Source organism: Cupriavidus sp. 96C5-1 (genome assembly GCF_057798855.1).
The window spans coordinates 83273-96712 of record NZ_JBYOJU010000023.1; the positions used below are offsets into that span (position 1 = coordinate 83273).

At 67.4% G+C, this 13440-nt stretch carries 12 protein-coding genes; 7 read left to right on the top strand and 5 right to left on the bottom strand.

The genetic code is table 11. From position 1 onward, the window contains the following. Positions 1-2: 2 nt before the first annotated feature. The 4 genes from AC3FOF_RS23565 to AC3FOF_RS23580 form a co-directional block, all read right to left on the bottom strand. A complete protein-coding gene (locus AC3FOF_RS23565; RefSeq protein ID WP_488727922.1) occupies positions 3-1469 on the bottom strand; it encodes a dihydrolipoyl dehydrogenase family protein in 1467 nt (488 codons plus the stop codon). A gap of 83 nt (positions 1470-1552) precedes the next feature. Continuing rightward, the gene (locus AC3FOF_RS23570) at positions 1553-2497 is read right to left on the bottom strand and encodes a patatin-like phospholipase family protein (RefSeq protein ID WP_488727923.1); all 945 of its coding nucleotides are present in this window, start codon (positions 2495-2497) and stop codon (positions 1553-1555) included. A 31-nt stretch (positions 2498-2528) separates the two neighbouring features. After that, complete coding sequence (locus AC3FOF_RS23575) at positions 2529-2945, bottom strand: PaaI family thioesterase (protein WP_276266655.1); 417 nt, start codon at positions 2943-2945, stop codon at positions 2529-2531. Positions 2946-2985: 40 nt separating this feature from the next. After that, positions 2986-4044, bottom strand: coding sequence for an AbrB family transcriptional regulator (locus tag AC3FOF_RS23580; RefSeq protein WP_276266656.1), 1059 nt, complete (start codon positions 4042-4044; stop codon positions 2986-2988). Between the two features lie 778 nt (positions 4045-4822). On the opposite strand from AC3FOF_RS23580, the gene AC3FOF_RS23585 reads away from it, so the two are divergent. Continuing rightward, positions 4823-5026, top strand: coding sequence for a hypothetical protein (locus AC3FOF_RS23585; protein ID WP_488727924.1), 204 nt, complete (start codon positions 4823-4825; stop codon positions 5024-5026). Between the two features lie 179 nt (positions 5027-5205). On the opposite strand, the gene AC3FOF_RS23590 is transcribed toward AC3FOF_RS23585, so the two are convergent. Next, complete coding sequence (locus AC3FOF_RS23590) at positions 5206-5592, bottom strand: hypothetical protein (RefSeq protein WP_017225562.1); 387 nt, start codon at positions 5590-5592, stop codon at positions 5206-5208. A 388-nt stretch (positions 5593-5980) separates the two neighbouring features. Between AC3FOF_RS23590 and AC3FOF_RS23595 the strand changes: the two genes are divergently transcribed. From AC3FOF_RS23595 to AC3FOF_RS23620, 6 genes are all read left to right on the top strand, one after another. After that, positions 5981-7615 (top strand): ShlB/FhaC/HecB family hemolysin secretion/activation protein, encoded by a 1635-nt coding sequence (locus tag AC3FOF_RS23595; protein ID WP_035808724.1) that lies wholly within the window; start codon positions 5981-5983, stop codon positions 7613-7615. Between the two features lie 61 nt (positions 7616-7676). Next, on the top strand, positions 7677-9458 hold the full coding sequence (locus AC3FOF_RS23600) for a DUF2341 domain-containing protein (RefSeq protein WP_488727925.1): 1782 nt from the start codon (positions 7677-7679) through the stop codon (positions 9456-9458). 14 nt (positions 9459-9472) lie between these two features. Beyond that, positions 9473-9883, top strand: a complete 411-nt coding sequence (locus AC3FOF_RS23605; protein WP_017225559.1) for an ExbD/TolR family protein — start codon at positions 9473-9475, stop codon at positions 9881-9883. A gap of 10 nt (positions 9884-9893) precedes the next feature. Beyond that, positions 9894-10613 carry an energy transducer TonB gene (locus AC3FOF_RS23610; protein WP_488727926.1) on the top strand — a complete coding sequence of 240 codons (720 nt, stop codon included), beginning with the start codon at positions 9894-9896 and terminating at the stop codon, positions 10611-10613. A 55-nt stretch (positions 10614-10668) separates the two neighbouring features. Further along, positions 10669-12471, top strand: coding sequence for a putative porin (locus AC3FOF_RS23615; RefSeq protein WP_488727927.1), 1803 nt, complete (start codon positions 10669-10671; stop codon positions 12469-12471). A 9-nt stretch (positions 12472-12480) separates the two neighbouring features. Beyond that, a complete protein-coding gene (locus tag AC3FOF_RS23620; RefSeq protein WP_488727928.1) occupies positions 12481-13254 on the top strand; it encodes a hypothetical protein in 774 nt (257 codons plus the stop codon). Positions 13255-13440: the final 186 nt, after the last annotated feature.

Consider the following 13440-nt stretch of genomic DNA (forward strand, 5'->3'; position numbering starts at 1 on the left):
GCCTAGCCGAACAGTTCCTCGGCCACGGTGGGATGGAGCTGCACCGTGGTTTGCAGGTGCGACAGCTTCACGCCCAGCCGCAGCGCCACGGCGAGGGCCTGCACGATCTCCGGCGCGGCATTGTCCATCATGTGCGCGCCCAGCACGCGGCCGCTGCGCGCATTCACCACCAGTTTCACCATCGAGGCCTGCTCGCCGCCGGCGAAGCGGGTTTCCAGCGAGACGAAGCGGCGCACCACGGTCTCGATGCGCTCCGGCTTGCCGGCCGCGGCGATGGCCGCGGCTTCGGTCAGGCCCACGCTGCCGATGGCCGGCTCGCAGAACACGGCGGTGGGCACCAGGTCGAAATCCGCGCGGTCGCCGCGGCGGCCGAACAGGCGGTCCGCCAGCCACCGGCCCTGCGCGGTGGCGACCGGCGTCAGGTGCAGGCCGTCGATGGCATCGCCGATGGCGTGGATCGAGCGCACCCTGCTGCGGAAGGAACGGTCCACGCGGATGCCGCCCTTCTCCGCTTTTTGCACGCCGAGCGTTTCCAGGCCGAGCCCTTCCCAATGCGGTGCGCGTCCGATCGCGGCCAGCGCCGCCTGCGCGCGCACCGTGCGGATACGGTCCTCGCCATTGCCGGCGGCGTCCTGCTGCCGGTAGCACACGTCGATGGCGCCGTTGGCCTGGTTCAGCAGCGTCACTTCGGTATTGAAATGCAGCCGCACGCCCTTGGCGGCGAGTGCCTCCGCCAGGGCGTGCGCGATCTCATGATCGAAGCGCGCGAGCAGGCGGTCTTCGCGCACCAGCATCTCCACCTTGACGCCGTAGCGCGACAGGATCGAGGCTTGCTCCACCGCCACGTAGCCACCCCCGATCACCACCAGGGAGGCCGGCAGGCTTTGCCAGGTGAAGATGTCGTCGGAGCTGCAGGCCAGCTCGCCGCCCGGCACCGGCAGGGCACGCGGGCGGGCGCCGGTGGCAACCAGGATGCGCTTCGCGCGGATGGCCTGGGCGCCCACCTGCACCTGGTCCGGCGCGATCACCGTGGCGTCGCCGCGCAGCAGTTCCACGCCGGCTTCCTGCAGGCGGTGGGTGTAGGCCACCTGCAGCCGCGCCATCTCGGCATTGACGCGCACGATGGCGTCGCTCCAGTCTTCCTTGCCGCCGGTGTGGGACAGGCAGCCCGACAGGATGGCCGCCAGGCCGGCGCCATACGAGAGCATCTTCTTGGGGACGCAGCCGCGGTTGACGCAGGTGCCGCCGATCTCGCCGCGTTCGACCAGCACCACGCGCGCGCCGAGCACCGCCGCCCGCCGCGCCGCGGCGACGCCGCCCGAGCCCGCGCCGATCACCACGAAGTCGGCTTCGCGCTGCGGGCCGGGCTTGCGCCGGCCGCGGCGCGGGACCTGCTCGACCGCCTGTTCGGTGGTCGCCCTGCGGGCGCTCTGGCGCTCGGTCGTGGGTCTTGCCTGGCGTTTCGTCATCAATGCCTCCTGTGGCGGCGCGAGGGCCGCGTTGCACATCGCGATGACGGAGCCGCGAGGACGGCCGGCGCGTTGGTTGGACGCTACGCGGCGGTGCCAAGCTCCGTCTTCAGGACAGACGGCCATTCACGCAAGAAGGTTTCCCCGTCGCGCCGGCCGAGATCGTAGGCACCGATCATCGCGCCGGGCTGGGTGTAGTCCCAGCTCGAGATCGGTACCCGTTGCGAAGGTTGCAGGTAGAGCCGGCGCTGGGCGCCGTGCCGCAATACGAAGCGGCGCGGGCGCGGATACAGCCGCGTCACCAGCACCAGGACGTCGCCGGGCGTTGCGTCGAGCGCATCGACCGGCACGTTGTCGACCATGCCGCCATCCAGCACCGGCCGTCCATTGCGCCGCAGCACCGGCGTAAAGGGCGGGGTCGAGGCCGATTGCAGCAACAGGTCGGCCAGTTGTTCGGGCGACGCGCAGTCCTGCGCGCGCACGAACTCCGGATGGAAGCCGAGCTTGCGGCCAAGCCGCGGGTGCAGCGTCTTGAGCCAGTGCTTCTCGATGTTGTAGGCCACCAGGCCGGCCATCACCGCCAGCCGCGGGCCGCTCCAGCGCGGGATGTGCGCCACGCCGATGCGGATCTCCGGCGCTGTCTGCAGTTGCGCCAGGCGGCCTTCGCCAAAGATGTTGAGCAAGGCGGTGCGGTAGATGCCGTAATGCGGGAACACGCGCTGCCGGCTCAGCAGATTGCCCCAGTAGGCATTGCGGCGGTTGCCGGCGAGCACCTGCTGGTAGTACGCCATCACCTGGCGGGAATCGTGCGCATGGATCATGCAGGCCGTGGCGGCGCCGGCGGAAATGCCGGCGATCACGCGCGGGCGCAAGCCCAGCTCCGGCGCCACCGTGTCCCACCAGCCAGCCTGCCACCAGCAGCGGTTGCCGCCACCGGCAAATACCACCTGGTCGAACGGCGAGGCGGCCGCGGCGTGTGCGGCAGGTGCCACGGCCGCGGCGGCGGGCTGGATGACAAGGGAACTCATGCTGCGTGACTCATGCAAGGGATGGCGTGGCTCACAGCAGCGCGTAGGTGGTGGTGGCCTGCACGGCCAGCTTGCCGTCGGCGCCGGTCAGCTCGATCTCGCCGAACACCACGGTCTTGCCCAGCCGCAGCACATTGGCGCGCACCAGGATGTCGCCCTCGATCACCGGGCGCATGAAATTGGTGGTCAGCGTGACCGTGGTCATGGGCCGGAAGCCGCCCAGCGCGCTGGCAATCGCCACGATCATGGCGGTGTCGGCCGCGGACATCAGCACCTGGCCGCACACCACGCCACCCGCATGGCGAAATGATTCGTCGAAAGGCAGGCGCAGCGTTACGCTCTGCGCATCGACGCGCTCGGCCCGCAGGCCGAGCTGGCGCACCCATGGCGCCAATACGTGCTGCAAGGTGCCGTCGATATCGGCAAGCGTCAGGTTGGATTCCGGCATGGCACTCCCGTTTGTCCTGGGGTGGGGCCGGGCCAGGTTGCTATTCGATCTCCTCCGGCGCGGCGCGATGTTTGAGCCAATGATACAGGGGGCCGGTGCACAGCACCACGAAGGCCATCCGGATCACATGGAAGGCTGTCACCAGCGGCACGCCGAGCTCCAGCACCTTGGCCGTGATGCACATCTCGGCGATGCCGCCGGGCGTGGTGCCCAGGATGGCGGTGGCCGGATGCACGCCCGACATGGCCGACAGGGCCCAGCCGAACAGCGCGGAGAGCACCAGCGCCGCCAGCGTGTACAGCGCCACGCCGCCGAGGAAGCGTGGCGCGGTGTGGAGGAAGTCGCGCGAGAAACGCGCGCCCAGCGAGACGCCGATCAGCAACTGGCCGGCGCGGCTCATCCAGGTGGGGATGGCCGACAGCTCGATGCCCGAGGCGGTCAGCGCGGCCGCCGCCAGCAGCGTGCCGATCACGAAGGGATTGGGCAGGTTGACGCGCCTGGCCGCCAGCGCCACGCTGACGGTGATCGCGATCAGCGCGGGCAGCCAGAAGTAGTCCACCGTGCGCGGCCCCGGAATATACGGGTCCAGGCCGTGGATGCCGCCGTACTGGAACAGCGCGGGCACTGCCACCACCACCATCAGCACGCGCAGCGAATGCGCGGCGGCCACCTGGTCGATGCGCGCACCGTTGCGCTCGGCCAGGTTGGCCATCTCCGAGGCACCGCCGATGGCGGTCGAGAAGTACGCGGTCTTGAATGCCACGCCGGTGCTCCTGCGCAGCATGAACGCGCCGCCGCAGCCCAGCACCAGCGCAAACAGCGAGCCGGCGACGATATACGGCAGGAACTCCACCAGCCGCGCCACCACGTCGGGCGTGAAGTAGAGCCCGAGCGCGGTGCCGATGGCCCACTGGCCGGCGTTGCGCGCCTGCGTCGGCGCGCGCAGGTCGGCGCCGCGCATGCGCGCGATGGCTACCGACAGCAGCGGGCCGATCATCCACGGCAGCGGTGTGTGCAGCAGCGAGCAAAGCAGTGCGGCCGACAGGCCGAGCAGCAGCGTCAGCAGGACCGGACGCCAGCGGTGAATGAGAGAAGACATGTTGCAGCGGCCTGGCGTGGTGTTCTTATGATGGAGTGCAATGTAGAGACAAAGGCGCCGGTGCCATGGCGCAGCAACGGCAAAGGCCCGGCACCTCTGGAGGGCAGGGCCTCAGACTGTATAACGCATGCGACTGTTGGTTTGCTCCCCTTCCTCAACCCTTATGTGTTTCATAATCTGTTCTGGAAGCTTCAGATCGACTAACCCAAGCTCAAGTTTGTGGGAGAGCCAGGATTGAAGCTTCTATTCTTGATAGCGATTGGCCAGTTTTATGGGCATGATTCAGGGCTGCAGGGCCTGAAGGCGGAGTGGCGTCAGGCTTATGGGCTTGGGTAGGTTGAGACAAGTCTGCAGGGCCTGAAGGCGGAGTGGCGTCAGGCTCTTGGGCACATGGAGGTGTCACTTTTCTTTACTCGTAAAGAAAAGTAACCAAAAGAAAGCGACCCCTTGCAGGGGGGCTGGCTTGTCGGGCTCAGGGGCTTTGCGGATTCGTGGTGGGCGCGGCGGTTCTAATGAACTGCTGGCGCTACCGGCGCGAACGGCATTGCCAATGCGGATGGCGCTGGTTTCAGTATAGCGCCCCTGATGGCACTGGCCCGTGGTGGTTGACGCATCTGCCGTTACCGGTTCGCATGGCCACTGCCTCCCGATCCTTGCTGGTTTCGTCGTGGGCGCGGTGGCCCCGCTTGAGGCGAATATCCCAAATCTGGAGCCACCGCGCCCACGACGAAACCAGTGCCGTTCGTGTTCGAGTGGCCATATAAACTGGTAACGGCAGATGCTTGAATGGGCAAGCGAGATCGCCACTCAGGGGTCATACAATGAAACCACCGTCATTCACAGCGGCAATGCCGTTCGTGCCGGTAGCGCCAGCAGTCAGGCAGGACTGACGCGCCCACCACGAATCCGCAAAGCCACCGAGCCCGATAACCCAGCCTCCTGCAAGGATCGCTTTCTTTTGGTTACTTTTCTTTACGAGTAAAGAAAAGTGACACCTCCATGTGCCCAAGAGCCCGACACCACTCCGCCTTTAGGCCCTGCAGACCTGTCCCAACCCACCCAAGCCCAAGAGCCCGACACCACACCGCCTTTAGGCCCTGCAGACCATCATCAGGTCCCTACAACAGCAAGAGGTCCCACTGAAAACCAAATACACAGCCACTAAGGCTGCGACCGCGGAATGACAGCCGGACCGGCCGTCGGCACTGACGGCCGCTGCGGCAGCACGCTAGTGCCAAACGTATTGCCCATACGCTGGCTGGTCGCCGAATAGTTGAAGAGCCCCAGCTGGTTGCCGGGCCGCTGCGCGATCTTTTCGGAGGCAAGCTGCTGCGCCGAGGGCCCTTCGGCCGGCTGTGCCCGGGGACGCAGTTTCTGCGTCAGGCAGGGAAACGACGGGGCCCGCACGCCATTGACCTCGACTTCCACGCAGCCTGCCGCGGTTTCAGCCGCGGGCTGGGATGGCTCCGCCGCGGATGGGGAAGGCGCCGCGCCAAGGCCGCCCACGGCAACCACGGTAATCAGGGCAACTGCCAGCCTGCTTCGCATTCTGTACTCCCTCATCGTTTGCCGCCGGGCGGGTGCAGGCGGGATGGCTGCAGTGTAGCGCCGACCGCCGGACTCACACAGGTCTTTCGATTCAATGCGGCTTTCCGCCCCTTGCCAGGGTGGTCAATCCCTCCTTCCGGGGTACGGCCCGGCACTGCATCGCCGGCCTGAGGCGTGCCCCCCATGAACAATTTGTGACAAACGACAGTCTCCGCGCATGCCGTTCGTCTAACCCTTCGTACGCAGCGCTGAAACGATGACCACATCGTGTCCAGCTATCGGATGCGACCTCATGCCACCAACGGCTTGCAACGGCTTGCCATTGGTTCGAGGCGCCGGCGCAAGGGAAACGACGGCGATTGCTTCGCGGGGAAAACTGAGTAAACACATGCATGACAAGAAGAAAGATCCGTCTCCGTGCTGGAGGGCGGTATGCCTGGCCGTGCTGGGGCTAGGGGTGCAGGGAACCGCCATGGCGCAGGGTGCGGCGGCGGTGGAGCCGCCGGCGCCCAGCGTGCAGCCCGACGCGGAACGCCGCGTCGATATCAATGAATACATCGTGCGCGGCAATACGGTGCTGGACGCGCGTTCCATCGAGCGTGCGGTAAAGCCTTATCTAGGGCCGGGCCGCACGATAAAGGATATCGAGGGCGCACGCGATGCCCTGCTCGCGGCCTATCAGGCGAAGGGTTTCCAGTCGGTGTACGTCGATCTGCCCGAGCAGCAGGCGCATGGTGGCGTCGTGTTCCTGCAGGTGAGCGAGACCAGGGTGGGGCGCGTGCGCGTGGTTGGCGCGCAGTACAACTCGCCGCTGGAGGTGCGCGAGCAGGTGCCGGCGCTGGCCGAGGGCGTGGTGCCGGATTTCAACCAGGCGCAGACCGAACTCACGGCGCTGAACCGTGGCGCGAACCGGCAGGTGATGCCGCTGGTCAAGCAGGGCGCGATGGCCGGCACCATGGATGTCGACCTCAAGGTCGATGACAGCAGCCCGTGGCGTGCCAGCGTTGGCCTGAACAACGACTACAGCGCCGACACCTCGCAACTGCGGGCCACCGCCTCGCTCGGTCACGACAATCTCTGGCAGCTGGGACACAGCGCGTCCGTCAGCTTCTTCGGCGCCCCGCAGGACCTGAAGCAGACCCAGGTCTGGTCCGGCTCGTACGTGGCGCCCATCCGCGGGACCAACTGGGGGGTGGAGGCTTCCGGCTACGTGTCGGACAGCAATGTCGCGACGGTCGGGGGCACCAACGTGCTGGGCAAGGGCCACTCGGTGGGGCTGAAAGGCACCTACACCGTTCCCAATACCGGCGCCTGGTGGCATGCATTCAGCCTGGGCGTGGACTTCAAGGACAACGAAGAAGTCACGCGGCTGGGCAGCGCCGGCGATACGGTGCCGCTCAAGTACGCGCCGATCACGCTGGGGTACTCGGCCTTCGGGCAGACCGAGCAGGGGCAATACGGCCTGAACCTGTCGCTGGTGGCGGGTACGCGCAGCTTCCTCGGCTACGGCAGCAGCGCGGCGCAGTTCGACTACAAGCGCTTCAAGGCCTCGCCCAGCTTCATGGTGCTGAAGGCCGATACCAATGGCTCGTACAACCTCCCGGGCAACGCCCAGCTCGGCTGGCGCCTGGCGGGCCAGATCACCGATTCCCCGCTGGTATCGAACGAGCAGATCGCGGCCGGCGGCATGAACTCGGTGCGGGGTTACCTGGCGGCCGAGACCACGGGCGACTACGGCGTGGTCGGCTCGGTCGAGCTGCGCACGCCGCCGCTGACCTTCTTCAGCGCCGTCGTGGAGAACTGGCGTGCCTACCTGTTCGCCGACGGCGGACAGGTGCGGTTGCGGGATCCGCTGCCGGAGCAGAAAAGCCAGTTCTCGCTGGCCTCCGTGGGCCTGGGTACCACGTTCCGCCTCGGCCAGAAGATCACCGGCCGGCTGGACCTGGGCTATCCGCTCAAGGCCGGGCCGCGCACCGGGCGCGGCGACCCGCGGGTGAATTTCAGTGTCACCGCCAGCTACTGACCGGCGCGCCCGATGCCAACCCCTTACTTCATTTCATAAGAGCTTACGGAGAACCTCTGTCATGCGACGCATTCTTTTGCTCGTGCTTACGCTGTTGAGCACGCTATTGCCGGACCTGGCCCATGCCTGGTGGCAGCCCGACTGGGCTTACCGCAAGCCTGTCACCATCGACGCCGGCCCCAAGGGCGGCGCGATCGGCGGCGACGCCGGCCGCACGCCGGTGCTGCTGCGCCTGCATACCGGAAATTTCAGTTTCGAAGGCGTCAGCGAGACCGGGGCGGACCTGCGCTTCGTCGCCGGCGACGACAAGACGGTGCTCAACCACCAGATCGAACAGTTCGATCCGCTGCTGGGCATCGCGCTGATCTGGGTCGATGTGCCTGCTGTCTCGGCGGCCGGCCCGCAGAAGCTGTGGATGTACTACGGCAACCCCAAGGCGCCGGCATCGGGCAATGGCCAGCGCACCTTCGACCCGGACTACACGCTGGTCTATCACTTCGCCGAGGGCAGCGTGCCGGCGCGCGACACCACGGCCTACGGCAACCATAGCCAGACCGCCGTGGTGAGCATCGACGGCACGGTCATCGGCAAGGGTGCGCAGCTTGGCGGCGCGCCGCTGGTGCTGCCTGCCTCGCCGTCGCTGGCGCTGGCCGCCGGGGCGCCGTTCGGGTTTTCCGCATGGGTCCGCCCCGAGAAACTCGGGCCGCAGCAAGTCGTCTACGCCCGCCGCGATGGCGCGGGCGAACTGGTCATCGGCATCGACCAGGGCGTGCCTTTCGTCCGGGTCAACGGCCAGCGCAGCAATCCCGGCCAGCCGGTCCAGGCCGGCCAGTGGTCGCACCTGGCGCTCAAGTCCGATGGCAAGAGCGTGGCGCTCTATGTCGGCGGTCGTCCTGCCGCCTCGCTCGCGGTGGGTTTGCCGGCCTTGAACACGCCGGCCTCCTTGGGCGCCGACACCGCGGCCGGCACGGATGCCGCCGCGCTGGCCCCGTTCACGGGCGCCATCGATGAAGTGCGCCTGTCCAAGGTTGCCCGCCCGGATGCGCTGATCCTCGCGGACGCCGTGTCGCAAGGCGCGGAATCGCGGCTGGCGGTGTTCGGCGCGGACGAGCAGCAGGCCGGCAAGAGCCATTTCGGTTTCATCCTGGCCGCCATGCCGCTTGACGCCTGGATCGTGGTGGGCCTGCTCGGCATCATGATGGCGATCTCCTGGGCCATCATGATCAGCAAGGGCCGCAGCTACGGCGCCATCTCGCGGGCCAATGCCGCATTCATGGGACATTTCCGCAAGGCCTCCGGCGCGCCGCTGGACCAGATCGCCAAGGGCAATACGGTCCCGGAAGAGGTGAAGGCCAACTCGTCGCTGTGGCGCCTGTATGAAATGGCGATCGAGGAAATGCACCGGCGCCACCAGATGGGCTACGACCTCAATGCCGTGTCCGACGCCACCATCAGCGCGATCCGCGCGGCCATGGATGGCGTGATGGTGCGCGAGACCGAACGCATGGCGCGACGCATGAACTGGCTGTCGACGACCATCGAAGGCGCGCCTTATGTAGGCCTGTTCGGCACGGTGATCGGGATCATGCTGGTGTTCGTCGTCGCGGCCATGGCCGGCGCGGTGGACATCAACTCGGTGGCGCCGGGCATGGCCGCGGCCCTGCTGTGTACCGCCGCGGGCCTGGGTGTCGCGATTCCCGCGCTGTTCGGCTACAACTGGCTGGCCTCGCGCGCGGATTCGATCGGCGCCGATATGGCGGTGTTCGTCGACGAATTCGCCACGCGCCTGGCCGAAGAGCAGGGCGAGGGGCGCCGTACGCCCGTTGCCCTGCACCGGGCTTGAAGGGGCGAGCGACCATGGCAAACGCAGCCAAGTTCGGCGCCAGGAAGCGCACCGGCGGCATCAACATCACGCCCTTCGTCGATGTGCTGCTGGTGGTGCTGGTGATCTTCATCCTCACCAGCAATGCCAGCATCCCGGGCATCAAGGTGGACCTGCCCAAGGCCAGCGCGTCCGTCGCGCTGGAGAAGCCCAAGACCAAGGCCATCACGATCGACAACGCGGGGCAGGTGTTTCTCGATGCCTATCCTGTGACGCTGCCGGAGCTGGAGGAGCGCCTGCGCACGGAGAAAGCCCTCACGCCCGATTTTCCCGTGATCGTGCGCGGCGACGCCGCCGTGCAGTACGCCAAGGTGGTGGAAGTGCTGGATTTGCTCAGGCGGATCGACCTGAACCAGATCGGCCTGGTTACCGGCAAGCCGGCGTGAGGAGAGTCGCGTGAAACGTCACGATCCAACGCCACCGCCGGGCGGCCCCGGACAGCGCGCCCGCGCGCTGTGGCGCCGCTGGGGCGGGCTGGCCATCGGCGTGCTGGTGCTTGCCGGGCTGGCGGGCTTTGTCTGGCACCTGCTGTCCGATACGGCCAGCACCAGGCGAGAGGTGGCCGCCACCCCGATGCTGGTGCTGCCGCCGCCGCCGCCCCCGCCGCCGGAACCCGAGAAGCTGCCCGAGCCCGAGCCGGAAAAGGTGAAGCCCGAGGTGACCGAACCCGAGCCCAAGCCGGCCGAACCGCTCGAAGCCCCGAAGGACGATGCGCCGCCGAGCCCGTCGAAGGACCTGGGAGACCCGGTCACCATCGACGGCGCCGCACAGGCCGGCACGGACGCCTTCGGCATCCAGGCCGGGCGCGGCGGCGGCATGACCGGTGGCGGCGGTGGCCTGGGCAGCCGCTCTTACTCAGGCTACGTCTCGAATGCGCTGCAGCAGGCGTTCGCGCGGGATCCGCGTACCCGGCAGCTGGCCTTCGAAGACATCCGTATCGAACTCTGGCTGGATGCCGACGGCAGGGCGGCTCGCGCGCAACTGGTGCGCAGCACCGGGAACGCGCAGACCGACGAGGCCGTACTGGCCATGGTGCGCGATTTCCGCGCCGACGAGCGGCCGCCGGCTTCGCTGCGCTTCCCGATGCGGATGTCGATCAAGGGGCGCCGTCCCTGACGATGCCTGATGGCTGATGCCCCATTCCATTCCATAAAAAACTCCTGAACAGACGATGAACCATCCAGCAATCCCTCAGCGCCATTCGGGTCGTGGCGCAGCATGGCCGGCGGGCCGCGCTTCCCAGCAACCGGCGCCGGCAAGAAAGACCCAGATCCTGGCCGCCGCCATGGCGATCGCCTTGCTGGGCGCGAGCGCCGCCGGCCACGCACAAAGCACGGCTCCCGCCGAAAGCTCGATGGTCAGGCTGATCCGCAGCCTGATCCAGAGCGGCGCCCTCAACAAGGACGCCGGCGAGGCGCTGCTGGCCCAGGCGCAGACCGAGGCGATGGCCGCACAGCAGGCGCAGCGGCTGGCAGCGGCGCCAGCCGCCGGCGGACTTCGCCCGGAGCCGGGCGACGTGCGCGTGCCCTATATCTCGGAGACCGTACGCGACGAGATCCGCGACGAGGTGAAAGGGCAGGTCATGGCCCAGGCAAAAGCGGAGGGCTGGGCAGCGCCCAACGAGACGCCGGAATGGACCAAGCGCATCCACGTCGAAGGCGATATCCGCGTGCGCAACGAATCGCGCTTCTTCTCCGGCGGCAACAGCGATATCGCCATCGATTGGGCGGCGATCAACCAGGGCAGCGGCTTCGACGTCAACCCCAACACCAACCTCTCGCTGCCACCGCTGCTCAATACCCGCCAGAACCGTCCCAACATACTGCGCGCCCGTGCCCGGGTCGGCATCCTCGCCGATATCTCCGACAGCACGCACGCCGGCGTGCGGCTGGCAACCGGCAACGACGACAGCCCGGTATCGACCAATCAGACGCTCGGCGGCGGCCTGGCCAAGAAGAATGTCTGGCTCGACCAGGGCTGGCTGTCGTACAAGCCTGCCGAGTGGGTCAACATCACCGGCGGCCGCTTCGGCAATCCCTTCGTGTCCTCCGACCTGCTGTTCTCCAACGACCTGAATTTCGATGGCCTGGCGGCGCAGTTCGAAAAGGCGCTGCCGCAGCGGGACGTGACCTTGTTCGGCACGCTTGGCCTGGTGCCGCTCGAGTATTCGTCGGACAGCTTCCCCAGCCGCAGCCAGAACAAGATGGGCAGCGAGAAGAAGTGGCTGCTGGGCGCACAGGCCGGCGCGGAATGGAAGGTCAACAGCGACAATCGCCTGCGCGGCGCGGTGGCGTACTACGACTTCAGGAACGTCAGCGGCAGGCTGTCCCAGCCTTGCGCCCTCTATGCGGGCGCCGACGGCTGCAGCACGGACTGGTCGCGCCCGGCCTTCATGCAAAAGGGCAACACGCTGATGCTGTTGCGCAATATCGCGCTCAATCCGCTGGATCCGGCAGGCACGCCGCAACCGCAGTTCGTGGGGCTGGCCTCCAAGTTCCAGTTGCTTGACCTGAACATGCGCTGGGAAACCAAGGTGGCCGGCAGGTACGGCCTGCGCCTGGACGCCAACTACGTCCGCAACCTGGCCTACGACGAGAACGGCATGTTCACGCGTGCCAACGGCGGCATCGTCAACAACTTCGGCGGCAGCGGCGGCACCACCCGCGCGGATTTCAAGAGCGGCGGCAATGCCTATATGTTCCAGGCCACGCTCGGCAAGCCCAGCCCTTCGGCCCGCGGCGACTGGAACGTGCTGGCCGGCTACAAGCGCATCGAGCCAGACGCGATGCCGGATGCCTACAACGACCCGACCTTCCACCTGGGCGGCACCAATGCGCGCGGCTATTACGTGAGCGGCTCGTACGCCATCGACAAGAACACCTGGGTCACCGGCCGCTGGACGTCGACCAAGGAGGTCTTCGGGCCGCCGCTGGCGATCGACATCCTGCAGGTCGAGATCAATACGCGCTTCTAGGAGGATCCCGTGTCCACATCATTCCTCCACGTCGCCGCCCAGGCCACGCCTTCCCGCGCGGCCAAGGGCTGGCGGCCGCTGGCGCTGTGCGCCATGCTCGCGATGGCCGCGGCGCCGGGCCATGCCCAGCAGGCCCAGTCCATGGAAGAGCGCCTGCGCGCCCAGTTGCGCGTGACGACGACGCAGTTGCAGCAGGCGCAGAACGAACTGGCCATCCTCAAGGCAGGCGGTCCGCATGCCGGCGCAGCGCCGTCGGGGGCCGACGCGGAAGCGCTCAGGAAAGACCTCGAGCGCGCCCGCGCGCAACTGGCCGCCGAACGCCAGGAACGCGAGAAGCTGAGCGACAGGAATCAGCAGGCGCAGGTACAGGCCCAGGCGGTAGTGGAAAAGGCGGGCACGCAGATCGCCCAATACCGCAATGCCTACGACGAGTTGCTGAAGCTGGCGCGCGCGGCGGAAGCCGAACGTCAGCGGCTGGCCCTCGAGACCAAGGCGCAGCAAGGGGCGATGGCCCAGTGCGAAGCCAAGAATGCGCAGTTGTACGCGGTCGGGCAGGAGATCCTGCGCGCCTATGAGACGGTGGATGTCGGCACGGTGATGATTGCCCGCCAGCCCTTCGCCGCGCAGAGCCGCGTCAAGTTCGAGCAGATCGCGCAGGCCTATGGCGACAAACTCTACGAAGGGCGCTTCACCGCTGCCGGCGCGGCCCAGGCCGCCCCGGCAGCGGCCACGCCGGCCGACGCGCAGGCGGCTGGCGGCGCCGCGGAGGCGCCGCGCCCATGAGCCGTAGCGCCGGCAATTGGCCATACACAGCGTTGTCGCCCAGCCTTTTGTTGCTAGGGCGCGAGTGTTTTGTCATGTTGCTGGGTTGTAATCAGGAGCGGGGCGCTTTGCGCGGGCCGGGCGATTGCGCCGATGCCCGCCGGCATTCACCCGTGCTCCGCGAAGACAGGGTATTGATACAGATGA